Origin of the sequence: Methylobacter arcticus (assembly GCF_050917435.1) — a bacterium.
GTDB lineage: Bacteria > Pseudomonadota > Gammaproteobacteria > Methylococcales > Methylomonadaceae > Methylobacter_A > Methylobacter_A titanis.
Map to the genome: position 1 here is coordinate 2109221 of NZ_CP159583.1, position 26051 is coordinate 2135271.

Annotated in this window: 19 protein-coding genes and 2 pseudogenes; 11 read left to right on the top strand and 10 right to left on the bottom strand. The window is 45.6% G+C overall.

The window, feature by feature from the left end; all coding sequences use genetic code 11:
* Positions 1-180: 180 nt before the first annotated feature.
* The 4 genes from ABXJ76_RS10090 to ABXJ76_RS10105 all read right to left on the bottom strand — a co-directional run bounded on the left by ABXJ76_RS10090 (position 181) and on the right by ABXJ76_RS10105 (position 7606).
* Positions 181-2652 carry a GGDEF/EAL domain-containing response regulator gene (locus ABXJ76_RS10090; protein ID WP_432740321.1) on the bottom strand — a complete coding sequence of 824 codons (2472 nt, stop codon included), beginning with the start codon at positions 2650-2652 and terminating at the stop codon, positions 181-183.
* Positions 2649-5843, bottom strand: a complete 3195-nt coding sequence (locus ABXJ76_RS10095) for an ATP-binding protein (RefSeq protein ID WP_432740323.1) — start codon at positions 5841-5843, stop codon at positions 2649-2651. The genes ABXJ76_RS10090 and ABXJ76_RS10095 overlap by 4 nt, the downstream gene beginning before the upstream one ends.
* Before the next feature lie 99 nt (positions 5844-5942).
* Positions 5943-6371, bottom strand: a complete 429-nt coding sequence (gene tnpA, locus ABXJ76_RS10100; protein ID WP_432740324.1) for an IS200/IS605 family transposase — start codon at positions 6369-6371, stop codon at positions 5943-5945.
* Between the two features lie 587 nt (positions 6372-6958).
* On the bottom strand, positions 6959-7606 hold the full coding sequence (locus ABXJ76_RS10105; protein ID WP_432740325.1) for a response regulator: 648 nt from the start codon (positions 7604-7606) through the stop codon (positions 6959-6961).
* 408 nt (positions 7607-8014) lie between these two features.
* On the opposite strand from ABXJ76_RS10105, the gene ABXJ76_RS10110 reads away from it, so the two are divergent.
* From ABXJ76_RS10110 to ABXJ76_RS10140, 7 genes are all read left to right on the top strand, one after another.
* Positions 8015-9124 carry an ATP-binding protein gene (locus tag ABXJ76_RS10110; protein WP_432740326.1) on the top strand — a complete coding sequence of 370 codons (1110 nt, stop codon included), beginning with the start codon at positions 8015-8017 and terminating at the stop codon, positions 9122-9124.
* Complete coding sequence (locus ABXJ76_RS10115) at positions 9121-9516, top strand: response regulator (protein ID WP_432740327.1); 396 nt, start codon at positions 9121-9123, stop codon at positions 9514-9516. The genes ABXJ76_RS10110 and ABXJ76_RS10115 overlap by 4 nt, the downstream gene beginning before the upstream one ends.
* Positions 9517-9949: 433 nt before the next feature.
* A complete protein-coding gene (locus ABXJ76_RS10120; protein ID WP_432740328.1) occupies positions 9950-14257 on the top strand; it encodes a CHASE domain-containing protein in 4308 nt (1435 codons plus the stop codon).
* Positions 14258-14479: 222 nt separating this feature from the next.
* A complete protein-coding gene (locus tag ABXJ76_RS10125) occupies positions 14480-16033 on the top strand; it encodes a Re/Si-specific NAD(P)(+) transhydrogenase subunit alpha (RefSeq protein WP_432740329.1) in 1554 nt (517 codons plus the stop codon).
* A gap of 12 nt (positions 16034-16045) precedes the next feature.
* The gene (gene pntB / locus ABXJ76_RS10130; protein ID WP_432740330.1) at positions 16046-17437 is read left to right on the top strand and encodes a Re/Si-specific NAD(P)(+) transhydrogenase subunit beta; all 1392 of its coding nucleotides are present in this window, start codon (positions 16046-16048) and stop codon (positions 17435-17437) included.
* Between the two features lie 180 nt (positions 17438-17617).
* Complete coding sequence (locus tag ABXJ76_RS10135; protein ID WP_432740332.1) at positions 17618-18781, top strand: cysteine desulfurase family protein; 1164 nt, start codon at positions 17618-17620, stop codon at positions 18779-18781.
* A gap of 4 nt (positions 18782-18785) precedes the next feature.
* Positions 18786-21317: a DNA phosphorothioation-associated putative methyltransferase gene (locus ABXJ76_RS10140; protein WP_432740333.1), complete on the top strand. Its 2532-nt coding sequence runs from the start codon at positions 18786-18788 to the stop codon at positions 21315-21317.
* 2 nt (positions 21318-21319) lie between these two features.
* On the opposite strand, the gene ABXJ76_RS10145 is transcribed toward ABXJ76_RS10140, so the two are convergent.
* The 3 genes from ABXJ76_RS10145 to ABXJ76_RS10155 all read right to left on the bottom strand — a co-directional run bounded on the left by ABXJ76_RS10145 (position 21320) and on the right by ABXJ76_RS10155 (position 22636).
* Positions 21320-21742, bottom strand: coding sequence for a type II toxin-antitoxin system VapC family toxin (locus ABXJ76_RS10145; RefSeq protein WP_432740335.1), 423 nt, complete (start codon positions 21740-21742; stop codon positions 21320-21322).
* On the bottom strand, positions 21733-21963 hold the full coding sequence (locus ABXJ76_RS10150; RefSeq protein ID WP_432740336.1) for a hypothetical protein: 231 nt from the start codon (positions 21961-21963) through the stop codon (positions 21733-21735). Before ABXJ76_RS10150 ends, ABXJ76_RS10145 begins: the two co-directional genes overlap by 10 nt.
* 91 nt (positions 21964-22054) lie before the next feature.
* On the bottom strand, positions 22055-22636 hold the full coding sequence (locus ABXJ76_RS10155) for a BREX system Lon protease-like protein BrxL (RefSeq protein WP_432740337.1): 582 nt from the start codon (positions 22634-22636) through the stop codon (positions 22055-22057).
* Between the two features lie 87 nt (positions 22637-22723).
* Between ABXJ76_RS10155 and ABXJ76_RS10160 the strand changes: the two genes are divergently transcribed.
* The 4 genes and pseudogenes from ABXJ76_RS10160 to ABXJ76_RS10175 form a co-directional block, all read left to right on the top strand.
* A complete protein-coding gene (locus tag ABXJ76_RS10160) occupies positions 22724-22876 on the top strand; it encodes a hypothetical protein (RefSeq protein WP_432740339.1) in 153 nt (50 codons plus the stop codon).
* Between the two features lie 61 nt (positions 22877-22937).
* A complete protein-coding gene (locus ABXJ76_RS10165) occupies positions 22938-23258 on the top strand; it encodes a hypothetical protein (protein WP_432740340.1) in 321 nt (106 codons plus the stop codon).
* Positions 23212-24132, top strand: a pseudogene (locus ABXJ76_RS10170) (IS3 family transposase); the annotation flags it as partial. The gene ABXJ76_RS10165 and the pseudogene ABXJ76_RS10170, both read left to right, overlap by 47 nt.
* A 443-nt stretch (positions 24133-24575) precedes the next feature.
* A pseudogene (locus ABXJ76_RS10175) lies at positions 24576-24857 on the top strand (transposase domain-containing protein); the annotation flags it as partial.
* Here ABXJ76_RS10175 and ABXJ76_RS10180 read toward each other — a convergent pair.
* The 3 genes from ABXJ76_RS10180 to ABXJ76_RS10190 are packed head-to-tail and all read right to left on the bottom strand — an operon-like array spanning position 24823 to position 26044.
* Complete coding sequence (locus ABXJ76_RS10180; protein ID WP_432740341.1) at positions 24823-25233, bottom strand: phage integrase N-terminal SAM-like domain-containing protein; 411 nt, start codon at positions 25231-25233, stop codon at positions 24823-24825. The pseudogene ABXJ76_RS10175 and the gene ABXJ76_RS10180 sit on opposite strands and share 35 nt — an antisense overlap.
* A 58-nt stretch (positions 25234-25291) precedes the next feature.
* The gene (locus ABXJ76_RS10185; RefSeq protein WP_432740342.1) at positions 25292-25468 is read right to left on the bottom strand and encodes a hypothetical protein; all 177 of its coding nucleotides are present in this window, start codon (positions 25466-25468) and stop codon (positions 25292-25294) included.
* A 39-nt stretch (positions 25469-25507) separates the two neighbouring features.
* Complete coding sequence (locus tag ABXJ76_RS10190) at positions 25508-26044, bottom strand: hypothetical protein (protein WP_432740343.1); 537 nt, start codon at positions 26042-26044, stop codon at positions 25508-25510.
* Positions 26045-26051 lie beyond the last annotated feature (7 nt).

A 26051-nucleotide genomic window follows, 5' to 3' on the forward strand; every position in this document is an offset into this window, starting at 1 on the left:
CGAAAAGCCATAGGTATCTACACAATAAGCTTGACAGTTTTCCATCGTTACGAATTATTGCAACGGGAGTGCAAGCTTTGCTTGCGCTTGCAGGCGAAGCCTGCACTCCAGAGGCTAAAATTCAGAATGACTTGTATGCATTCCCACGCGCGATCGTGGAATGAGCCATACATTATCAAGTTATGCTGACTTATGCATCATTGGCTGAGCGCCAAAGTGGTGTCTCCACGCGTCCTCCTGAAACCAAGTATAAAATTCATTTGCCGGCATCGGTATGGCAATTAAATAGCCTTGGGCAATGTCACAGCCCATCTTGGCTAATGCAGAATACTGTTCAGCCGTTTCGACGCCTTCAGCGACAACTTCATGAGAAAAGGTTTTCGCTAAAGCAATAATGCTAACAACCATCGCATAAGAAGCGTCATCGTCTAACATATCTCGTACAAAAGATTGATCAATCTTAATGCTGTCGATGGGTAATTTACATAAATACGCTAACGAGGAATAACCCGTGCCAAAATCATCTAACGCAAAACGCAGACCTAATAGGTGACCTGCTTCAATTACTTTAAGAGCCGTATCAAGATCTTCTAAGGCAGCCGTTTCCAAAATTTCTATCTGTATTGTGCCGCGCGGTAATTCAGGATATTCGGCCAGTTGCTGCTGAAAATGCATCATGAACTCGGGATCTTGCAAGTGACTGGCGGGAACATTGATAGACAACTCAAGTTCCAGCCCTTGCTTATACCATTGGCCCTGTTGTGCCAGGGCGGCTGCAATAACCCATTCACTCAAGATAATGTCCAGATCGGTTTGATGAATCTGAGGCAAAAAATACCCAGGGGACAGCAGTCCCCGTTCAGGATGTTGCCAGCGAATTAAGACTTCTGCACCTATAACGGTGTGGTTATGAATATTGATTTTAGGCTGATAAAACAACTCAAACTCGCCCTGTTCGATAGCTTGTCCAATATATTGCAGCTCGTAGTTGATGCTGCGAATACGCTGATCTGCTTCCACATCAAAGAATTGATAGCAATTTTTGCCTGACATTTTCGCCGTACACATGGCTTGGTAGGCTTGCCGTAACAGCATATGCAGATCATTGTTATCGTACGGATACAAAATCACACCAACGCTGGAGGTCACACGGTAAATATCATTATTAATACGAATATCTTTCGCAATCGATTCGAGTATTTTTTCCAGAAATACCGTACATTCCTGAATATTGTCCAGGCCTCGTAACAAGATAACAAACTCGTCACGACCTACACGGGCAACCGCGTCCGTTTCACCCAGCACCTGACTAATGCGTTGTACGCATTTAATCAATACGGCATCACGTGCCGTATCGTTAATCAGCGTGAAGCCATCGAGATAGAAATAACATATTGCCAGCAAACTTTGCTCACTATCGGTGTCTGCAAGCGCCTGCTTGAGCTGCTCGTCGAGTAATAGACGATTAGGCAGACCGGTCAACATATCGTAATGGACACATTGTTCCAAATCTTGTTGATGTTTTTTAAGCAGCTTCATACCGCTAAAGATACCCAAATAATGTTCAGGATTGCCTTGTTCATCGTTTATCAAGGTCACCGATAGCCATCCTGGCAATATATCGCCATTCTTTTTATGATTAACGATTTCACCCTGCCATTGACCGATATCGTTAAGAGGCTGCCATAGGTTGGCATCAAATCCCTGATTGTGGACACCAAAGTTCTGCAAGCCCATCTTATTGTCCAAAACCTCTTGTCGTGAATAACCGGTGACTTTTTTAAATCCAGGATTAACGTCCACTATATTGCCTTGCAAATCAGCAATCACGATACCTTCCAAGGAACTGTCAAAGACTTTTGACAGTAATCGCAATCGAGTCTGCGCCTGTTTACTTTCGGTGATATCGACACCCAAACTTAACACCCCCATGACGTTGCCATTGGCGTCATAAAATGGCGACAATCTTACCTCCAACCAATGTTGAGCGCCTTTGATGCCGACCATATGTATTTGCAGCTGTTGATTTTTACCCGTCAGAGCAGCTTGATTAGCAAGGATGTAGCTGTCGCGATCCGGCTCGTCAATGAATAACAAGGGATTTTGTTGGTTCGCCTGGTGTAAGCTCTGACATTGTTGCAGGGCGAGACTGACTTTATTGAGCAATAGCCATTGATTATCTCGCGACAACACCGAAACTGCCAAGGGTGCATTGTCCATCATGCTCGACAGGAACCCGAGATTTTGACTGATACGTTTCCGAGATCGACCCAGCTCAATATGAGTTTTTATCCGTAATTGGGTGATCAAGCGGTTAATAGGCTTGGTTATATAATCCACCGCCCCCAGGTCCAATCCGGTACTTTCTGATTGAGGTCCGGCCGCTGTAACAAAGATCACCGGTATATCTTTAGTCTCTGGATTGGCTTTGAACTGCTTGCACACTTCAAAACCATCCAGACTGGGCATCATAATATCCAGCAATATCAAGTCAGGCTTGGGATTGTGCATAGCAATCTCAAGCGCTGTTGCACCATTTGTAGCCACTTTTACTTGGTAGTCGCGATTTAATAATGCCGCAAGTACCTCGATATTAATGGGCTCGTCATCAACGATAAGCACGACAGGTTTACCTGTATCTGAAAAAATCATACTGTTTCTCCTCCTACGGAATTGATCATGCTTGCCAAAACGCGCTTGGCCTCTGGATAATCGTAATGCCTCAGACTGTTCAACAAGGCTGGATATTCGGGGGCTTGGTTTTCGCCGAGTGCTGAATTTATTTTGTCCAGCAATTCACTACCGATATAGGCGTTTTCTTGCAAGAGCGCATCCAGCTCATGCAAAAACGGGATAACGTTCTTGGGTACAGTAACGCTGACCGGTGGACTATCCATATTGCGGCTGTCCAAAAAATCAGAGATGGTTTCCATGCTCTCAGCAAAAGTGGCCTTCCATCTATCCCAAGTTTCATCCTCAAAACGGCTATTTTTAAGTTGTTGATCCAACTCTTCCGAAATGTCATAAAGCATCATTGCACCAATATTGCCTGCAACACCTTTCATTGCGTGCAATGTCGTCTGCGCTTCATACCATTGGCCTTGAGTCAGATGGGTGAATAATTGATCAACTATAGGCGAAAAATCTTCTTTGAACATCGCAAGAATACGACATAACTGTGCGTGATCGCCACCCAGTAAGGCAAGGATTTCGTGCAGATTAAAACCGGGCAATTGAATGCTATCCGGGGATTTTTTGGCTATGTGGGTTGTCAATTTAGAGGGGCTTAAGTGTTTCGGTTTAGTTGCTTGGATCGCATTAAGCAACCGTGAGGGCAGCACGGGTTTGTTAAGCAGGGCTTTGGGCTTGAGATTTACATTCACCGGTGGTTGCAAAGATTCCTGATAATCACCCTTAATCAAAAGAATAATCTCCGGCATGACTTGAAGCCCAGTATTATCTAAAGCTTCAGCGATAGATAAGCCATCGGCTTGCCACAACTCACCCTCCAGCAACAGCAAATCGAAAGGCCGCGAGTATTGCGCAGCCTGTCGAATTTCAATGATTGCTTGTGATAGTGATAAGGCCCGATTAACCTGGCATTTCCATTCTTGCAAGTAATGCTGCAACACTTCGCAAGATGTCTGGTTATCATCAATCAGCAATACTCGCAGCCCCAACTTTAGTCCTGTATTTAACGCCGGTTCGACGTTGGATTCAGCTTTTAGTCCTAGGGTGAATTGAAAAGTACTCCCCTCCCCTAATTGGCTAAACACACTGATGGCACCGCCCATCAGGCTAACCAACTGCTGACAAATCGCTAGACCTAATCCGGTTCCACCGAATTTACGCGAAAGCAAATCATCCACTTGAATAAATTCCTGGAATATGAACTTAGCATCTTCTGTGGAGATACCCATGCCGGTATCGCGCACTAAAAACCGGACGGCACGTTGGTTCTGTTGATCGACAACGTCGACTGCTACCTGAATTTCACCCTGCTCGGTAAATTTGATCGCATTGCCGATCAGTTTAATCAAAACTTGCCGAATACGCTGCACATCCCCCCACATAAAACGAGGAACGGCGGGGGCAATCGTTATAAATAGCTGCATGCGTTTATTTTCAATCGAATGAATAAACAAATCGGCAAGACCTTGCATCAGTTCTTCGATTGAGAACTCATGATTTTTAAGTTCGATTTTCCCAGCTTCGCTATTGGAGAAGTCAAGAATATCATTAACAATCAGCAACAAGGATTGTGAAGACTGTTGGATTTTGGTTAGGTAACGTTTCTGTTTATTATCAATAGCGCTGTCTTGGGCTAACTCGGTCAATCCGGTAATAGCATTCAGCGGTGTGCGTAATTCATGGCTCATGTTGGCTAAAAAAGCGCCTTTAGCATAGTTAGCTTGTTCCGCCTGCTCTTTCGCATCAACTAACTGTTGTTCAGCATTTTGCAATTGGTCTGCTGTCTGCAACATTTGTTCGACCGTCAGTTTAAACTCATTGACCCTATAGACCGGAGTATCCGGTTTAAAATTGCCTTCGCCAATCTGAATGGCCATATTCTGTATGCCTCTCAGTGGATCAGAAATCTCATGGCTTAAGCGCCTGGCCCGCTGATATAAAAAACCAAAAAAAAGCAGATAGAAAAAACACAAACCGCCAATTAAATACCAGCCAATCGTAGTCAATCGTTCCGACAATGCTGTTGCCGGCTTGAAAATCTCATTTTGGGGCGCAAACACCACTAATCGCCAACCGGTGCTGGGCAGCGTCACACTGGAAACCAGATAAGGTTCAGTAAAATCAACAATATCTGAACCTGAGTGGTCATTCGCTAAGGCTTTTTGTAGCTGACTCATATCAGAACGATGATAGATGTTAAAATCATCCGGTTTAAACGTTTGCTGACGGATGGCTTGATCGTAATGATGATCCGTCAATTCATGCAAACCAAACAATTTTTCTGCACGTTCAGGAACGGCCAATAACATACCGTCTTTGTTAATCAATACAGCAAACCCCTGCCATGGAATCGGCAAAGCCAGCACTTGTTTAATAATCACGTCGAGCGTAATGTCGAGACCGACAACACCCTCTAAAAAGTCACCGTTATAAACCGGCGAAATAGAGGAGACCATCCAGCCATGACCAGCGGGGTCCAAATAGGCATCTATCCAACGCGTTTTACGTTCCGGATTGTGTTTAGCATCGGCTTCGTAATAAAAGCCATAAGACGAAATATCCATCTTTGGCGGATACTGGCTCAATACATCAAAATACGGAAGAATTCTATTCAGTGAATCGTAACTATTAAAATAAGCCTGAACCGTCAGCGGATTGATGTCGATAATACGACGCAAAGTGGAATCAAGGCGTTCGGTTCTGGCGATTTTTTGTTTTTTTGCTTGATCAATTTTAACAAAGCCACTAAAAAACACGGCAGCTCCGCCATCATTAGCTCGGGTATAAAGCATGCCATCATCGGTCATCGCATAGCGATTTGAGGTCTCGGTTTTATGATCAACGGGCCGCTTAAGCGCATCTTGGGTTTCTTGTCTGAGTAATTCAGTCAATTGCGTGACCCCGGCCAATTGGTGTTCAATCGCCTCAGCCTGATTTTCTACCAATCTCGATAATTCGTTGCTTGCTAAACCCTGCACGGCAGCAATATTTTCAGTTCGAGACCATTCATGGGAAACCATATAGATGGCTAGTAGCGCCAGCTCAACAAATAACAACGGAATCAGCGCAGTACGTACAAAAGCGCCCCACACCCACTGATGCAAAAATATATTCCGCGCTGACTTTATTGCAAATAAGTGTTTTCCAAACATGGCACAACCAAAATTTTAGCGAAAAACTGAACAACCACCAGCTAAAGCTGGTGGGTTCGTATAATGGACTAAAGTCCGGATACGGGTCATAAGACCCGTTCATGACTCTGTCCTAAAATTATCATCTCCTTTGGGTTCAAAATGATGTTCCAGATAATTTTTTATCATTTCATCTGTCAACTCACCAGAAGTCACGCAAAAGTAACCCCGTGCCCAGAAGTGACGACCCCAATAGCGTTTTTTCAAATCAGGAAAACTCTCGAACAGCTTCATCGAACACCTGCCTTTGATTCGCCTCATAATTTCGCTCGGTGCCAAATTGGGTGGCGCAGAAACCAAAATATGGACAGGATCCTGACTGATAACGCCTTTCAGAATTTCTATTTCAAAGGCTTCACAGGTTTGCCTAATCAGTTCACGAACTTTCAAACCAACGTTACCTTTCAACACCTTATAACGATACTTTGTGACAAATACAAAATGATATTGAATTTTAAAAACAGTATGACTTCCATAACGGTAATCCATAAGGCCCCTTACTTTTCAGTTCAGAGCAATATCATGCGTCAAAAAATCATAGATAAATCTGACCGCCTAAAAGGCGGTGGTTTTAACCTTACTACGGACTAATAAATAACTGATGTTACGCGCTGTCGATTGCCGCCTTGACATCCTCTCCTTTCTTCAGGCGTAGCTATCTACACAAGTTAAATTGTAGGGGCGATCCGGCACGACATAACCGTAGCGACTATTTAGGGAAAATACCTATTGGAAATTACCTTAAGATTCAGCGGTATTTTTAGTATGTTAACTAATTTTCCATTTATACCATTAACCGCCCTTTATATTCTTATATTTGCAATTAAAAACAAATTTTCTTACTATATTGCCATAATTTCAATTTATGCAGTATTTTATTTAAAAAATGCAGTTTCGTCTAAATTCCTCTGTGTATCAACGACTCTTTTTACTGGCTGGATTGACGCTGCACCCCACTCTATCCAACGCCACCGAAGCGGGCGGCAGTAATTATCTCCCGGGGGTTTATGGCGATTTTGGCATGGCGGTTCTTCCTGATCAGGGGGAACCTACTTCAATAACTTTTTTGCCGCTTATCAATCAGCGGCATCATACGGAGTCGAAGCATTATCGGTAGCTGCCTTGATGGCATTCGCTTGTTGATAAAGAATAGTTTCCACCGTGTTAAAAGGAATCGGCTTAGGCAACACCATCACGCCATCGGGCATCGTACCCATCTTCATGATTTCCCTGGTTTCCAGTCCGGTGACGATAACAATTTTTGTGTGTTTCATCTCAGGCATTTTTATGATTTCACTAATCATATGTAATCCATCAATATGAGGCATTTTCAAATCGGTGAAAATCAGATGCGGCTGATACTTGCCCACCATGATTAAACCTTGATAGGCATTGGTAGCCAAGAAAAGTTGATGCGGTACACTGAAGTGACTGAATTGTAATTCACATAAGCGCAAAATAGCGTAATCATCCTCTACAATCAGAACCCGTAGCGTAGTGTCGCTGTTAATTGCTGGCAGCACGAAAGTTTCATCATTGCCGGTTAATAGCGGGTGAACTGTCGATAAATGCTTCTTTACATCCTCGCGACTCAAACGCCTATGACCCCCCATCGTAAGGCTGGCCTTTATTTTTCCTCTATCCACCCAATTCTGCACAGTGCGTTGGCTAACACCCAGCAACAAAGCCGCTTCTTTAGTACTTACCCACGGTTGCTCACTCATATTAATAAACCTAAAAAAATAAATGAATAATAATAACACTAAAAACACGCAAAAGACCCAAGCAGGTAACCTAAAAAAATGCAAAAAAAAGATAGTATCACTCCAAATTTTTAATTAAAATATTAAAAATATTGCAAATTTTTATTTTATTAGTTTGCATGTAAAACCTCTTGCTTCAGGTATAGCTATTTGCACGCAGGCAGCAACTTAAAAATCAGGTTAAAATAACGGCATGGATTCTCTCAAGCCACAATTAGCTAAAATAAGCAACGCGGACCGCATACCATTAATCGATATAAGGATTCTGCCGAGGATGGCGAAGTGCTGCTGGCAGTTACGTCTCAAGACACCTCCCCGATGGCCTTAACGGCTATCATTTTCTATTGAAACAACGACAGGGTTTGACAGTTGGCATCATTGAACCAGCGTGAACAAGAATTAGAAGCCATCTTTAGCATCAGTCCCGATGGGATTGTTACGGTGTCACCGCAAGGTTTTATCCAATCAATTAACCCCGCTTTTCTCAGCATGACTGGTTTTAAGCGAGATAACCTCGCTAACTTAACCGAGCAGGCTTTTGATAACTATCTCGACCAAATGTGTCATCCGGCATCGCCTTATTTAAACAGGACACCCGAACAACAGAATGTAAATCAGAAAATATACGTCATGAATTTAAGCAAGGGCCTTACTAAGACGTTAAATCAAAATACCCATCCTCTAAAAAAACTATTGGTACTGACGCGTACGGATCGTCAAATCGATAATACAATCCTTTCAAAAGTTCTGTATTTTCGAGATATTACGGTGGAAACTGAAATAACAGAAATGAAAAGTGAGTTTTTGGCTACTGCTGCACACGAATTACGTACACCAATGGCCAGTGTGTTCGGTTTTTCTGAGCTATTGCTATCCCGGCAATTTGATACAGAGACCACGCGTGAAATTTTATCGACGATACACCAACAATCAGCCACCCTGATCACCCTACTTAGCCAACTGCTGGATCTGGCACGAATCGGTATGGATTTTGCCTTGACAAAACAGCCGTTATTGGACATTGTCAACCGCGCGATCAATGAACTATTGGTTCCGGGTGATCCACGCAGGATTAAACGTCATCAACTGACAGGTAACTACTCGGTTTTTGCCGACGCCGACAGATTACGCCAAGTCATTACCAATGTTTTGAGTAACGCCTACAAATATTCTACGACCGACCACATCGACATCAGCATAAAACAGCGCCAAATCAATGACCAGGCAGAAGTCGGCATTGTTATTCGCGATCGGGGTATGGGTTTGGACGAAGAACAGCTTAAACATATTTTCATCCGCTTTTGGCGTGCCAATAATATCGGCAACATACCGGGAACCGGCCTTGGCATGTCGCTGGTTAAGGAAATCATGGAACTTCATCAGGGACAGGTAGAGATTACCAGTAAACCTGGAACCGGCACCACCGTTATCCTGTGGTTAAAACAAATTTCAGCGGACGCTGTAGTGACGAAATCATGAACAGCCAGTCAATATCACTGAAAATAAAAGTACTCATTGTTGACGATAACAGAATTATTAGACATCTACTCAGACTGACTTTTTCCGACAGTCGAATTGAGCTATTTGAAGCCGATTGCTGCGAAACAGCCTTGTCGATAATCACTGATCAAAAACCCGATTATGTGATTCTTGATGTGATGATACCGGGTGAATTAAATGGCTTTCAAGTTTGCCAAAAGGTTAAATCTTGGTCAGACACCCGGCAGTGTAAAATTATTTTGTTGACGGCACGCAGTCAACAACAAGATTTTGACTTAGGTAAACAAGTTGGCGCCGACTTTTACATGACTAAGCCTTTTAGTCCTACAGAATTATTGGCGTTAATAGACTTTGAAAAAACGGAAACCTAACCCTTTGCTTGTAACGTCTCATTAGTTGCAGGCAACACCTAAAAATAAAGTTAAATTAGCCTAATGGATGCTCTCAAACCGTCACTATCTTGAATAGACGATTCTTTTAGGAAAAAAAATCAAATAACGTGAACTATTGATTTTGAGTCGTTTTATATCCAAAGCCAGCTTTGGACTCCGGTGCTGGAGTTCAAAGCTGGCTTTGAACAAGCCGTGTTGAGAAACCGACGCAGTCGAAGTTGAGAGACTAGGGTCAGGCTATGGATGGGTTCATTAATTGTCATGCCTTAGTAGCTTCATCCACCGACCTCTATCCGTCGGCGGGTGTCATTCGACGGATGAGGTCGGATGTGGATTGAAACATTGTTAACAATCAACCTATCAACCTAAATACTGTAGGCCAAGCTAGCTTGGCCTACAGAACTACATTCAGATGTCTAAAAATAACGACAAACTCGGCACTTTATTTTCAACGGCAAAGACATCAGTACTATCGTTGTCTTGGCTGCTGCAAATTATAGGTTTGACCGCAGCCTACTTTGCAACCGGCAAACTCGGAACGGCTCTAGCCATTCCACCTGGCTATGCAACGGCCATCTGGCCGCCTTCCGGCATCGCCTTAGCGGGCATTCTGCTCTACGGCAACCGTGTTTGGCCGGCTATATTACTGGGTTCGTTTCTGGTTAATATCTCGACTCCATTAATTGCCCCCCTCCCTATAGAAAGTCTCTATTCAGCCATTATTACGCTCATTATCAGCGGCGGGGCAAGCTTGCAAGCCGTCGTAGGTGCGTATCTAGTCCGACGCTTTGCCGATTTTCCGAACTCGTTTACCCGTGAAAAAGAAGTCTTTTTGTTCTTTCTGTTTGGCGGTCTGTTCAGCGCTCTGGTCAATGCGACTATCGCAGTATCGACCCTGGTGGCAATCGGGGGGATTCCGGCTGCAAACTTCCTGGCTAACTGGAGGACTTGGTGGATGGGGGATGCCTTGGGGATATTTATCTTCACGCCGCTGATTTTAGTCTGGGCGCAACCGTCTAGTGACCCTTGGCGCAATAGACGCATCGCAATAACCCTACCCGTTATCGCCATGTTTATACTGACAACAACGGTTGTTTTTTTTGAGTCGAAAAATAACAATGACCGGCTAAAGCTTGAGTTCAATCAACGCGCTTTTGAGTTGAAAGTAGCGCTGGAAACCTCGGTTTTTGACCATCTAAACGTGATACGTTCTATCGGAAGTTTCTATTCGGCTTCATCAATAGTTTCCCGGCAAGAGTTCAAAGCCTTCGTGACGCATTCATTAGACGATTTCGAGGGTATACAGGCGCTGGAGTGGAGTCCCGTTATTCAGGCCTCAGAGCGGAATGCGCTCGAGAAAAGCGTACGACTAGATGGCTATCCAAACTTCCAGATCACCGAGCGTGACGCCGACAAAAGCATGGTACGCGCCGGGAATCGGCAAAAATATATACCTATTACCTTCCTTGAACCCTATCAGGGCAACGAAAGCGCCTTGGGTTACGACTTCAATTCCAATGCATTACGGCGTGACGCACTCGATAAAGCAAGGGACACCGGAGAACTCACGATTACGGCCCGGGTTAATTTGGTTCAGGAAAAAAGCAATCAATATGGACTGATCGCCTATAGCCCTATTTACCGCACAGGCCTTTCGCACCAAACCCTGGAAGAGCGCCGCAACAATATTTCCGGTTATGCCGTCGGCATATTCAGGGCTGGCGACATAGCCGCTGCGGCGCTCAAGGATTTAGATCTAAAAGGGCTGTCCTACCGACTGATTGATGAGAGCGTACCCGCAACAGAACAGTTGCTGTTTTCCATAGACTGGCAAGAACTGTCGCCCTGGGCTTTACCGGAAAGAAGTTTTTTCGGAAAAAGAAATCCCCTGGTCAGCCATTCAAGCATTAAAGTCGGAGATCGCTCATGGCGATTTGAAGTCGCGCCTACCCAGGATTATTTCACGTCTCATCGCTCAGGTAACGCTTGGCTGATTTTGTTAGCAGGACTCATACTGACCAGTATAGTCAGCGCATTCGCAATGGTAGTCTCCGGTCGAGGAAATCTGCTCAGAAAACTGGTGGAAGAGCGCACAACTGAGCTAGCACAAAGCGAGCAGCGTTTTCGTATTGTTGCCGATGCGGCCCCCATGCTGATTTGGTTGGCGGATACCGATAAGCGCTGCTTTTGGTTCAATCAAGTCTGGCTGGATTTCACCGGCCATGCTATGGAACAGGAATCGGGCAATGGTTGGAGGAACGGCATCCATCCTAACGATTTACAGCGTTATCTGGATAGCTATGTCAGCTATTTTGACCGTCACCAACCGTTCCATATGGAATACCGCCTGAAACGCCACGATGGCGAATACCGATGGATTGAAGACCACGGCGTCCCCCGTTTCAATGCGGATCAGACGTTTGCAGGCTATATCGGTTCCTGCATCGATGTGACCGATAAAATCATTGCCCTAAATGCCGCCAGCAGCGCTAAAGAAGAATTGGAAAATGTTCTTTCCGCCGCAACAGAAATCAGCATCATTTCGACGGATGCAGATGGGGTGATTACGACCTTTAATCGCGGAGCCGAACTTATGCTGGGCTATAGCGCCGAGGAAATGATCGGTAAACATACACCAGCCCTGCTTCATACCAAGAAAGAAGTCGCACAACGTAGCCGGGAGTTGGCACTTGAATTGGGGCGACCCATTTTCGGGTTTGAGGTTTTTGCTGAACAAGCCAATCAATCAGAGCAGGGAAAACGAGAATGGACTTATGTGCGCAAAGACCGATCAACGTTAACCGTATCTCTTGCGGTGACCGCTATCCTGAGTCAAGACGGCAAGACTACAGGTTACCTCGGTATCGCCGAGGATATTTCTCAGCGCAAGCAAAATGAAGCTATCGTCTTGTTGGCTAAAGACCGGGCTGAAACACTAGCCAAATCCAAGTCGCAATTCCTCGCTAACATGTCGCACGAAATCCGCACCCCGATGAACGCGATCATCGGACTCTCGTATCTGGCGCTTAACAAAGAAGTGTCGGATGATGCAAGGAATTATCTGGAAAAAATTAACAGTTCTGCTAACAGCCTACTGAACATAATTAACGACATCCTGGATTTCTCCAGACTGGAAGCAGAACGTTTAACCATTGAGCACAACGCCATCGATCTTGATGCCATACTGGATAATTTAAGCAACCTGTTTGCTGATAGTGCCAAGGAAAAACGCATCGGCTTCAGCATAACCGTTGCGCCCAATGCCCCCAGTAACTTAATCGGCGATGCGCTCAGGCTGCAACAGATTTTAATCAATCTGCTCAGTAACGCGATCAAGTTTACCGAGCGTGGCACAGTCATGCTTGCTATTACACTGCAACAACTCGACCCATCGGAAGCCCGACTGCTATTTTGTGTCACCGATACCGGTATCGGCATGTCAGACACTGATCACGCCAAGCTATTTCAACCCTTCAGCCAAGTGGACGGCTCCATCACCCGTCGTTTTGGCGGAACAGGCCTAGGGCTGGCAATCAGTCATAATCTGTTACAACTGATGGGCAGTGAATTTTCGGTAACAAGCACATTGGGTCTAGGCACCTCCTTCGGCTTCGAGCTGGTTCTAGGCCTATCGCCTTTGTCCAGTAAGGACAAGTCAGAAACACCGACCTTACCCCGAGTAGATTTAAGCAAATTGCTTGTCGGCACCCGGATTCTGGTGGCGGAAGACAATCTCATCAACCAGCAGATCGTAAAGGAATTTCTCACGCTGTCGGGTATCATTGTCGAGATGGCAAATAATGGTAATGAGGCCCTGGCATTATTGGAAAATGGCGAATTTGATGCAGTATTGATGGATATACATATGCCAGTACTGGATGGTTTTGAAGCAACCAAAATGATCCGCAGTCAGGCACGTTTTGCACGGCTTCCTATTATCGCATTGACGGCTGCGGTAACCACAGAGGAGCAGAACAGATATAGAGATTCAGGCATGAATGATTTCATTGCCAAACCGATTAATCCGAAAAAACTGATGTCAACGCTAGTACAGTGGATAAAACCTCTTGAGCGCACCACTGAGACCGCGACAGACGGCACTACTGCTGAACCGATCATAGCCAAACTGTCGAGTTCCGATGATCTGCCTGGTTTCGACATGCACAATTTACTATTGATGTTAGACAACAATAAAGCACTTGCAACACGATTGTTGCGTACTTTCATGAAAAACATGGAGGATGTACCTGACGAAATCGCCGCTATGATGACTGTAGGTAACCTTGTTGCAGCCGAAGAACTGCTGCACAAGATTAAAGGGGCGTCTGGCAATATCGGCGCCGTAGGACTGTATGACGCGGCTGAGGCACTGGAAACTGAACTCAACGGAGAGCTATCGGCTGCGATGTTCGATACCTTTAAGGAAGTATTTAACCAGACGATGTCCGTCATTGCGACACTGCACCTGCATGAAGCGTTACTGCTGCCTACCGGCGCTAATAGTAAAGCCCTAACACGCAACGCTGCCGAACTTGACTTGCTACTCAAAGAAAACAATTTCATTTCTGACGTCATGCTAAACACACTCAAGTCCCATCTGGCAGATGATCAACTTGCCTGGTTTGCCCAATTACGCAAACTGATTAACGATTTTCAATATGCCGAAGCCCGCAAGATTTTGCGACAGCTTAAAAAATACGCTGATAGTGATGAATCCTGATCGTTGACACCCTCGCCGCCCTTTAGGCCATAGCCATCTACACAAGTCATCATGGCCGGAGCGAGTATGGGAACCAGTCCCTACAAAACCAACACTCACACGCCCGTTTTATGTTTTTTATTGAAAAATAGGGCTTAATCTCCTATCCTCCATGTTGAGGTTTTGACTGAAGGTTAAAACCTTTGCTCACTATGCTCTAAACTAACTCCCCTTGGAGATTGTATGAAGATTGGAATACCTAAAGAGATTCACTCAGGTGAAAAACGCGTGGCCACTACGCCTGAGGCCGCAGAACAAATTATAAAACTGGGTTTTTCGGTGCTGCTCGAAAAAGGTGCAGGGCTTGCCGCGAATATTTCCGATGAAGCCTACCAGGAAGTGGGCGTTGAGATTGTTGACAATGCCAAGGCGCTGTGGAAAAAAGCCGACATCGTCATGAAGGTTCGCGCCCCTGAGCGTCATCCTGAGCTGGCGTTGGACGAAATTGACCTGTTGTCCGAAGGCGGTCGTTTAATCAGCTTTATCTGGCCTGCACAAAATGAAGAGTTGATGCAGCAATTGGCGGCCAAAAATGCGACGGTGCTGGCGATGGACAGCGTACCGCGCATGTCCAGAGCGCAAAAGCTTGATGCGCTCAGCTCCATGGCCAATATTGCCGGTTACCGTGCCGTTATTGAAGCCGCACAGCATTTCGGCCGGTTTTTTACCGGACAGATTACCGCTGCCGGTAAAGTTCCTCCCGCTAAAGTGCTGGTTATCGGTGCCGGTGTAGCAGGTCTTGCCGCTATCGGTACCGCAAAGAGCATGGGCGCAATCGTCAGGGCTTTCGATACTAGGCCAGAAGTTAAAGAACAAATTGAAAGCATGGATGCCGAGTTTTTGCTGTTGGACTTTAAGGAAGAAGGCTCGGGAACCGGCGGTTACGCCAAAACCATGTCCAAAGAGTTTATAGAAGCTGAAATGGCCTTGTTTGCCAGACAGGCGATGGAAGTGGACATCATTATCACCACCGCGCTGATTCCCGGCAAACCGGCACCCAAGTTAATCACCGAAGGCATGGTTAAATCCATGAAACCGGGCAGTATTATCGTCGATCTGGCTGCCGAACAAGGCGGCAATTGTGCATTGACCGAGAAAGATGAAGTCGTGGTCAGACACGATGTAACTATTATCGGTTACAGCAATCTGCCCAGTCGCTTGGCTAATCAATCGAGCCAGCTTTATGCGACCAACCTCAGGCATTTGTTGACCGAACTTTGCCCCGAAAAAAACGGCACGATCAACGTCAATATGGACGATGAGGTGATTCGCGGCACTACAGTCATTAAAGAAGGCAAGATCACCTGGCCGCCGCCGCCGCCCAAGTTATCCGCCGCCCCTGCCCCGCAAACCGAAGCACCCGCTTATGCATCGGTAAAGGAGCAACAAAAACCAAGCGCAATTAAGCAGCTTACACCATTAATTATTAGCGGCTTGGTGCTGTTCGGCATCGGTTCAGTTGCCCCTACATCGTTCATGACGCACTTTACGGTGTTTGTGCTGGCGTGTTTTATCGGTTATCAGGTGATATGGAATGTGTCTGCATCGCTGCATACGCCGCTTATGAGTGTAACCAATGCGATCAGCGGCATTATTGTTATCGGCGCGCTGGTGCAGGTGTCCTCACCCATCCAGAATATCAGCATCCTGGCCGGATTGGCGATACTCATTGCATCTATCAATATTGTCGGTGGCTTTTTAGTCACCCGCCGTATGCTAGAAATGTTCAGAAAATAACCGGAGAATATGATGTCCCAAAGTTTAGTCACGATGTCTTACATCGTCGCCACCATCCTGTTCATTTTTAGCTTAAGTGGTTTAAGTAATCAGGAAACGGCACGCCGAGGCAATTATTACGGCATGTTAGGCATGGCGATTGCGATTATCGCTACCGCCTTAAGCGCATCAGTTACCTCCTACGCCATTTTAATCGTTGCGTTGTTAATCGGCGGCGCGATTGGCGTCAGGGCCGCATTAAAAGTCGAAATGACGCAAATGCCGGAACTGGTCGCCATCATGCACAGCCTGGTCGGTATGGCCGCCGTATTAGTCGGTTATGCCAATTTTTTGGACAGCTCTGCCAGCCTGGTCGGCGTGGAAAAAAATATCCACGAAGTTGAAATTTACATCGGCATTCTGATCGGCGCGGTGACCTTTTCAGGTTCGGTAATCGCTTTTTGCAAACTCAGCGAACGTATCAGCGGCAAACCGCTGTTATTGCCGGGCCGCCATTGGTTCAATTTGTGCTTACTGATTGCCGCCGTGGTTCTAGGCTGGGTATTTTTACAACAAACTGAAAATGGCGGCGGCTTGATCCCGTTATGGATTATGACTGCGATTGCGCTGGTGTTCGGCGTACATATGGTCATGGCTATCGGCGGCGCTGACATGCCGGTGGTGGTGTCCATGCTCAACAGCTATTCGGGATGGGCGGCGGCGGCAACCGGCTTTATGTTAAGCAACGATTTATTGATTGTGACCGGCGCATTGGTCGGCAGCAGCGGCGCGATCTTGAGTTACATCATGTGCCGCGCGATGAACCGCAACTTTATCAGCGTGATTGCCGGAGGTTTTGGCACCGGTTCGGGTGGCGAAGCCGCAGTCGTTGAAGGCGAAGTCACGCCGATCAACGCTGAAGAAACCGCACAATTATTGCTGGCAGCAAAAAACATCGTCATTATTCCAGGCTACGGTATGGCGGTCGCTCAGGCTCAACACACCGTTAATGAAATTACCAAGCTGTTGCGCGATAAAGGCAAGAAAGTCGGTTTCGGCATCCATCCGGTTGCAGGAAGAATGCCCGGCCACATGAACGTGCTGCTGGCTGAAGCCAAAGTGCCTTACGACATCGTTTATGAAATGGACGAAATCAATGAAGACTGGGCGCATGTTGACGTATCGATCGTGATCGGCGCCAATGATATTGTCAATCCGTCAGCGCTGGATGATCCCAACAGCCCGATAGCCGGTATGCCGGTACTGGAATGCTGGAAAGGCGAAACCACCATCGTACTTAAACGCAGCATGGCATCAGGCTATGCCGGCGTAGGTAATCCGTTATTCGTACTGGAAAATACCCGCATGTTGTTTGGCGATGCCAATGCGACGATGCAAGCGGTATTGAAGGCGTTAAAGGAGTAGGTTTAAAAGAAATATGTTGGGGAACTTTGCGAACCCCAACATATTGGGTGGTGCTATTTATTTTTAACGACTTAACCTTAGAGTTAAGCCTGAATTAAAGCCCTAAGAACCCTACCTGTCTTGCTAGCAACATTTAAGGCTATTTTTCTTTAAGCACATGACTTACCTATAAATACTGCTTTGAACACACAAATTTATCTCGATTACGCTGCAACCACACCTATGGCCCCGGAAGCTGCTGCCGCTATGGCGCAATGTTTAACGATAGACGGGGATTTTGCCAATCCCGCTTCCTTGCAGCATAGATTCGGTGAGCGAGCCAATGCCTTAGTTGAGGAGGCTCGTTCTGAAATTGCGCACTTATTGAGTTGTAAGCCGAAGGATCTAATTTTCACCTCAGGTGCAACTGAGTCGAACAATCTAGCTATCAAGGGAATTGCTCTTAGCTATCAAAATAAGGGCAACCATATCATTACCTCAGCCAGTGAACACAAAGCGGTATTGGATAGTTGTAAATACCTTGAGAGCACCGGTTTTAAAATCACTTTCCTAAGGCCCGATCTTAATGGACAGGTGAGCCTTGATTGCATTTTAAACGCCGTGACTGACGAGACCATCCTTGTTTCCCTAATGCATGTCAACAATGAGACCGGCGTTACTCAAGATATTGATCTAATCGCCCAAGCGCTGAAAGATAAAGACCTATTCTTTCATGTTGATTCCGCACAAAGCGCAGGTAAGCTGAAGATTGACCTGACCAAAACGCCAATAGATTTGTTATCCATTTCAGCACATAAGCTTTATGGGCCCAAAGGTATCGGCTGCCTGTATGTTCGCAACAGAAAACAAACCAATTTAACACCCCTGATGCATGGCGGCGGTCAAGAATACGGCCTTCGCCCTGGCACATTACCCACCCATCAGATAGTCGGCATGGCAACGGCTTTTAAAATTGCACATGAGTTAATGTTGAACGACTATCAACACTGCACACGCCTGGCAAAAATGCTAACAGCCCAACTCCAGCAACTGGAAGGCGTTCACTTCAACGGCGATCCAATAAATAAGCTACCCAATATACTGAATATCAGTTTTGATCAGGTCGGCGCTGATTCTTTACTTATTGCCTTAAGGGATGAACTCGCGATTGCTTCAGGTTCAGCGTGTAATACGGGCGCTATTGAGGCATCCCATGTCCTTAGAGCCATGGGCATAGAAGGCGATCGACTCTATGGAGCTGTGCGTATCAGTTTTGGTCGGTATACGACGGAGACAGACATCAAAAAGGCAGGGCAATGCATTTGTGCCGCAGTGACCCATTTAAGGCAGCTGGCATTGGAGTAAAAATATGCTTGGCAAAATAATTCTTAATACTGTTTATTGGCACTACAGTTTAACCATTGCCCAAACTGACGATGTGCAACAGCATATCGCTGAAGCGGAAACACTAGCCAACTTGCAGGCAGGTACTGAATACAATATTGTGAAATATGACAGTAAATGTCAGGCACTGTCTTTATTGTGGTATCCAGGATTTTTTAGCGATGCCTTTCCAGCCTTAGAGAAAAGTTATCGTATTGACCTGAAGTCCAAGCGTGTCGAAAAACGTAGCTATCAAGCCTCATTCAATCCTCCCGTTCTGCACCGTAAAGAATTATTTCTTAGCCAGAATGATCCGCACATCGCTCAATTTAAAGAACTGACAGCGACCGCCGAACAACTGGGATTATTCGAAAATCCCATTCGTATCGGCTTTAAACAAGCGTGGGAAAATCTGATTGCCGAAAAAGGCTTTCAACTGGTGGGTCATCAATTTGTACCCATTGGCAACCTGGAAACCAATGATGAACAGCAAGACTTCGAACCGCCGCAAAACACCGCCATTGCCCGGCATTTAACCGCCCTGTCTCGCAGCAATCTGTCAGCACCGATGCAATGTTTGGCTCGACATGGTTTTTTAGACGGGGTACTGTCTGTATTTGATTACGGTTGCGGCAAAGGTGACGATATTCGCCACTTAGCCGCCAACGCAATTCCTGTGTCAGGTTGGGATCCGCACTATGCGGCAGATCAACCCAAGCAATCGGCGGACATTGTTAATCTAGGCTTTGTGATCAATGTCATCGAAAGTTATCAAGAGCGACTTGAAGCCTTACGGGGCGCTTATCAGTTAACCCAACAGGTCTTAGTGGTATCGGCAATGCTGCTTAACCAAAACACGTTTAAAGGCCAAACGTTTAATGATGGCGTCATCACCCAGCGCAATACCTTTCAAAAATACTTCAGCCAAACCGAGTTAAAAGACTATTTAAGCGACAGCTTGGAAACCGATGCCATTCCGGCTGCGCCCGGCATCTTTTTTATCTTTAAAGACCCTGATTCCGAACAGCGATTTTTGCTCAACCGGCAACGCAGTCACCGGAATGTTTTACGGCTGTCGCAGCGCTCATCAAATCCCGCCGAGCCCAAACTGTCGCGTAACGAGAAAAAATATCTCAACGTTAAACATCTGATTGACCCGCTCTGGCAACAAACACTGGAATTGGGCCGCTTGCCGGAAAAAACCGAAATCGCTAACCTGATAGAGCTAACGCAAAGCTTTGGCTCTATCAGTAAAGCCCTGCACTTTATGCTGGATCAGTTTGATGAAACGGTTTTAGCACAAGCACGCCAAAACCGCATCGACGACCTACTGACCTATTTTGCCTTGCAGACCTTTTCCAGACGCCGCGCTTACAAACACCTGGAAACGACACTGCAAAAAGACATTAAAGCCTTTTTCGGCGATTATAAAAACGCCGTGGCCACCGCCCAAGCGCTATTATTTCAAATCAGCAAAGCCGAACTGATCGCTGCCACCTGCCAACACGGCGCCGAACAAGGCTTAGGCTATCTTGATGACGATGAGGCCTTATACGTACAGTCCAGCTTAGTCGAACAACTGCCCGCTCTGCTGCGCATTTACATCGGTTGCGCAACCCTGTTGTACGGCGACATAGAGCAAGCCGACTTAATCAAAATCCATAGCCAATCCGGCAAGCTCAGTTTAATGCGTTACGATGATTTCCAGCATCAAGCCTTACCGCGTTTACTCGAACGGGTCAAAATCAACCTGCGCGAACAAATCTTTGATCTTTATCAATATGGCGAAGACTTTGAGCCGACGAATTTATATTTGAAATCGCGCTATATCAATGAAGAATCGCCCCATTATGCCGAACAGCTAAACTTTGACGAACAGCTGCAAGCCTTAAAGCTATTCGACTTGAGCGGCTACGGCCCTAAACCTGATCACTTCCGCGCGATACTTGGCCAGGTGCGCTGGGCGATTGACGGATTCGACTTAGTCCGCAGTCAAAGCGTTCCTGAGTTAGATCATCCTTGTGGCCGCAACCTAAGCTATCGGCAACTGGTCGAATGCGGCGAAACCCAGCAAACCACCGGCTTAGCCAATTGCCCCAAACAGCCGGACAGTTACACCGCGCTGTATGATTTAGCCATCCATATTCTTGATCCGGTCATCGATTATTTCGGCATGATTCGGTTGAGCTATGGTTTTTGCTCGCATGACTTAGGCAAACACATTAACAAACGCGTTGCGCCTAAGCTCGACCAACATGCCGCGTCTGAACTGAACAGCAAAAAAAACCTGATTTGCCCGCGTTTAGGCGCGGCGGTTGATTTTATCGTCGACGATGAAAACATGCGTGAAGTCGCCGACTGGCTTGCCGAAAACACCCCATTTGATCGGTTGTATTTTTACGGAGAAGACCGGCCGATTCATGTCAGTTATGGGCCGGAACAGAAAGGCGAGTATATAGATTTAGTGATGACTGATAAGGGACGTCAAATTCCGAGAAAACGGATACCTATCTATTAAATTTAAGCTTCATCGTTTTTGTTTAGGACAAAGTCATCTACCACTAATTCCAAACCCACAACACGATCAAAATGTTTAACATTACCGGTGGCTAATTTCAATTTATTTCCTAATGCGGTCGCCGCTATCAATAAATCTTCAGCTTCAATTAACAAACCTTTCTTTTTTAAATCCTGATAAATATTAGCTGCGTGTTCTGCGCAATGACTATCAAAATCCAGTACCGTCATATTGCTAAACATGGCTTTCCAATAAGCATCTTCATCCTGATTATCACCACGCAATAATTCATACACCGTAATACTGGATACAGAAAATTGATAATATTTTGTCGTCAATTGATATAAAAATGTTTTATCTTTGTCTGCTTTCTTTGCTCGTTTATGAGCAATGAGTACATTCGTATCGAGGCAGATTATTTCCATTGGCGCAAATGCCTTATTTTTTCTTCAATTGCTGCATATTCGTCATCTGACATTTCAGGGCTATCAAGCAAAAACTGTTGAAATGTAGAGTGTGACGAGGTGTCATCTTCTAATGGCACAATCGTTAATTCGACACGTTTAGCATTAAAACCTTCGGGTACATGAATGTGTATAACGCCATTCACAACGTCTGCATATTGTTTTACTGGGTTTAAGTTCATAGTCAAATACTCCTAAAATCATCTTAATTTCAGTGATCGGCGATCATCAGCTTAAAAAACCACTCTATGTTAATCTTAACACTATCACTTACTAAAAATGCACATCAATCGGCTTGAGAAATTCCTGCGGATTTAATTCCAGTAACTGTGAACGCACACGCGCCCTTAAGTCCTTTGCCGGATTAAACACATATTCTTCATAATCGTCATGGTCAGGATTGATTAATAATAATTTTGATAAAGCAGAAGCTAGACGGAGAACTGCTTTCACATCTCTACTATCGCCTTTTAACATCGGACAATCACCAAAAGGAAACTCCAGATGACTCACCGTCCGCAACTGGTGCAAATATTCACCAAACACATCCGCCTTAATACCCATACCTTGCGCCGCGCAATCAGTGGTGAAACGCGGAATTTTCCAGCCGGGAATAATGCCGTGAAACCGATCCATCAGCGCAGAATCATGAAACATTTCCGGCAGGTGGCGAATGTAATCAGCTTGGCGGGGTTGTCCTTCAAATAAATCGATATTGGCTAAAATAATCAAACCACATTCGCTGGTGATTTTTTTGCCGCCTACGCTAAATTGCCCCGACTCCAAATAATCTTTAAATTTAGCGTGAATATCATCCGCGCCTTTAAAAGTAATAGATTGCCCTTCATCCAGCACCAATAAATCATATTTGCCACCAAGCCCCCCTGCGTCAGAATAGTTGTCGCCTCAAATTTTAAGAAAAAAGAAAATTTGAGATTAGAAATGAAAAAATATAAACGGTATTCAGCAGGCTTCAAAGAGCAGGCATTGGTAAAAGTTTACAGTCGTGGCAATGAACAATCGATTCAGTCCGTCGCAGACGAATTGAACATCAATTTAACTACCTTGAAGACAAAGCGAACAGGACGTCAATAAACCTGCACAACCGAAATCAAAACGCCCCGAGGATTGGAGCCCGGAAGAACGTCTTGCCGCTTTGCAGCAAACCTATGGTTTACTCGGCGAGGACTTAAATATCGGGTGCCGTGCACGAGGCGTTTTTGTCCATCAACTGGAACAGTGGAAAACTGATTTCTGTAGTCAGGGTGATTCAGGAGACCCGCGTGAAGAAGCACGAGTCTTACGTGCATTGAAAGTGGAAAATCAAAGCCTTGAGCGCGAACTATTGCGTAAAGACAAGGCACTGGCAGAAGCCGCAGCGCTCTTGGTTCTGCAAAAAAGTTCCGAGCGCTCTTGGGGGGAGAGGTCGAATGACTACCCACGAAGAGCGCAAGCAAGTGATTGTTTTACTGAATGAATCGATAACAGCGGGGGTACGCCAAGCTAAAGCCTGTGAAGTGCTAGGTTTGAGCGAGCGTACCTTACAACGCTGGCAGGTTAACGGGACTGTCTGCTGTGATCAACGTCCATTGCGTAACTATCAACCGCCACACCAGCTGACAGCAATCGAGCGCGCCGAAGTATTGGCTGTCGCCAATTCCGATGAATTCGGCCATCTGCCACCGAGTCAGATCGTGCCGCGGCTAGCCGATCAAGGTAGCTATCTGGCTTCTGAGTCGACCTTCTATCGCATACTGCGAGCTGAAAACCAGCTTGCCCACCGTCGAAGCGAACGCCCTGCTCAAACACGTACCAAACCGCGTGCAATCTGTGCCACAGCGCCTAACCAGCTCTACAGCTGGGACATTACCTACCTGCCATCGCTTATCCGCGGACAGTTCTTCTATCTTTATCTATTTGTTGATATTTTCAGTCGAAAGATTGTCGGTTGGCAGGTGTATGAAGAAGAAAGCAGCGCCTTGGCTGGCGAACTGTTACGCGATCTATGTCATCGTGAAGGCATACAGTCAAAACAGCTTATCCTGCATTCTGATAACGGCAGTCCCATGAAGGGATCGTCTATGCTGGCAACCTTGCAGCAGCTCGGTGTTATGCCTTCCTTTAGTCGGCCGTCGGTGAGTAACGACAATCCTTACTCAGAATCGTTGTTTAAGACCTTGAAATATCGCCCTAAATATCCGCTAAAGCCGTTCGCCGATGTCACAGAAGCACGTCAATGGGTCACGGGGTTAGTGGAATGGTACAACAACGAACATCGCCACAGCGCTATCCGCTTTGTCACCCCAGCGCAACGTCATGAAGGCTTGGATGAAAACCTTCTGGATAACCGTAAAACCGTCTAGGGGTTCTAACCACAAACCGCCGAAAATTCCGTCCAGCCATTGGTGTTAAGTCTTAACCTGTTTTTCGCTAGAAAAACATACAAATTGCTCGCGCCTTATACGGTATTTATGTTTATCAGGTTGATAACCTCTTAACGACCGTTATTTGATATACAACTAATTGCATCTACTTATCAATAGATTACAAATATTTTAATGTCGTTCGGAAATTTCGGCGGTTTGGGCGTACAACCCCGTCTACGGGGCTGCTCGTGCTAAACATCCGCAACGCTGGAGCGGAAGCACTCGGAATTGGCAAAGAATCCAAGCAGTCCACCTTAACCCTGATAAGGCCGAAACAAAAGAAGATGAGACCAAGGAGGTGATTATTCAGACCAAAAAAGCAGCGTAAGTTTTAACCGTCGAGGCGACAACTACATTGACAATTTCCGCCAATCGATAACAACCCGGTCGAAAACTGCATTCGTCCGATTGCCTTGGGCAAAAAAAATTGGCTCTTTGTCGGTTCAGAACGTGCCGGTCGCCGTGCCGCTGCCATTCAAACCTTATTGGGTACTGCTAAGCTGAATGGCTTGAATTCCGCAGCATGGTTAAACGACACCTTGGAGAAACTACCGACCTGGCCAAACAGCCGAATCGATGAACTACTACCGTTGGCACCGGATGTGATTGATGCGCTTAAACGAAACAGACCTGAGAGCACAAAGTGGTAGGGTTGTGCGCATACGTGGCAGCGAGCAACTGAGCCACCTCCTCACGGCTCAATATCACGGGCAGCTTGTATGGAACATGCACCGAATGCAACTTAGCCAACAACTCGGGGTGATTTAGCGTCGTTTCAAACAGAAACTTGAGTCCGGTGAGGGTGGCATTCAGAGAAATCGGTGAAATACCGTGCTCAACCAAATGTAGTTGATAACGGCGTAAGTCTTCGTCGCTGGCGGTATCCGGTGAACGCCCCAGGAATGCTGCGAATCGCTTTACAACTCGAATATACCCGGCCTGAGTTTTGGGGGAAAGTTTACGCATCCGCATGTCGTCGATCATGCGTTGGCGTAACGGGGTAATGGATTTAATTGTCGAAGTCATGACACTGCTCCTATCTTGAAACAAGGCGGATTGCCTCATTTCTTAACATAGGGAACAATTACACTCTTTCAATCACCGACAGGCTTGAAATCACAGCATCCATAGCGCGTAGCGGTTTAGTCCTTCGACCCGTTGCAGTCATTCGAAGCTTTGCGCTCAATGTCGGCAGTGATTCAATTAGCAGCCATTCAACGCCTTGCTCACCGGCGTAGTAAGTTGGCGTGCGTTTTTGCAAAAACCGCGACAGCTTACGAAGTCCGCGTGCAGCAACTTGTTATGTTTCATATCTCTCGGTAACCCAACCTATTACTTGATCTTCATATGAATTTTCAAAACAATTGTTGAGAATGCTTTCTTTATTCATATTTGAAATGTAGGTCGAGATAATTACATCTCCCTTGATTACTCGCCTGACTAATTCTTTTATTTCGCCAATCATTTCTTCAATTTCATCTTTTGATTTGTGATCGAAAGTTCCTTCAAAGCCAATGGTTAAAGAATGTGCAATTGTATTTCTAGCCTCTCTGGCGTCATGTAGCATATCCTTTGCTTGCTTATCTACTGGAAATTTTTGAATCACTCTATTAAGATTTTTATTCTTTTCAAATATCTTACTTATTATTTCATGGAACTCACCTTCAGTAATAAGATTGCTAACAACTGAACATATTTTAAAGTCAATTAATCTAGCAAGAGATTTACATAAATTATCGAATCTTGTTGCCACAATTAAGCTTCTTCCGATTACAGCATGAATTTCATCACTAAATTCTGTTCGTTCAAAGTCATCGAAGTAAATAAAATTATGCACTTTGTGT

What these genes read in the sequence shown, in the direction of transcription:
- ABXJ76_RS10090 (WP_432740321.1), bottom strand. Translation starts at nt 2,652, where the DNA reads ATGATTTTTTCAGATACAGGTAAACCTGTCGTGCTTATCGTTGATGAC.
- ABXJ76_RS10095 (WP_432740323.1), bottom strand. Translation starts at nt 5,843, where the DNA reads ATGTTTGGAAAACACTTATTTGCAATAAAGTCAGCGCGGAATATATTT.
- tnpA (WP_432740324.1), bottom strand. Translation starts at nt 6,371, where the DNA reads ATGGATTACCGTTATGGAAGTCATACTGTTTTTAAAATTCAATATCAT.
- ABXJ76_RS10105 (WP_432740325.1), bottom strand. Translation starts at nt 7,606, where the DNA reads ATGAGTGAGCAACCGTGGGTAAGTACTAAAGAAGCGGCTTTGTTGCTG.
- ABXJ76_RS10115 (WP_432740327.1), top strand. Translation starts at nt 9,121, where the DNA reads ATGAACAGCCAGTCAATATCACTGAAAATAAAAGTACTCATTGTTGAC.
- ABXJ76_RS10120 (WP_432740328.1), top strand. Translation starts at nt 9,950, where the DNA reads ATGTCTAAAAATAACGACAAACTCGGCACTTTATTTTCAACGGCAAAG.
- ABXJ76_RS10125 (WP_432740329.1), top strand. Translation starts at nt 14,480, where the DNA reads ATGAAGATTGGAATACCTAAAGAGATTCACTCAGGTGAAAAACGCGTG.
- pntB (WP_432740330.1), top strand. Translation starts at nt 16,046, where the DNA reads ATGTCCCAAAGTTTAGTCACGATGTCTTACATCGTCGCCACCATCCTG.
- ABXJ76_RS10140 (WP_432740333.1), top strand. Translation starts at nt 18,786, where the DNA reads ATGCTTGGCAAAATAATTCTTAATACTGTTTATTGGCACTACAGTTTA.
- ABXJ76_RS10145 (WP_432740335.1), bottom strand. Translation starts at nt 21,742, where the DNA reads ATGGAAATAATCTGCCTCGATACGAATGTACTCATTGCTCATAAACGA.
- ABXJ76_RS10150 (WP_432740336.1), bottom strand. Translation starts at nt 21,963, where the DNA reads ATGAACTTAAACCCAGTAAAACAATATGCAGACGTTGTGAATGGCGTT.
- ABXJ76_RS10160 (WP_432740339.1), top strand. Translation starts at nt 22,724, where the DNA reads ATGAAAAAATATAAACGGTATTCAGCAGGCTTCAAAGAGCAGGCATTG.
- ABXJ76_RS10180 (WP_432740341.1), bottom strand. Translation starts at nt 25,233, where the DNA reads ATGACTTCGACAATTAAATCCATTACCCCGTTACGCCAACGCATGATC.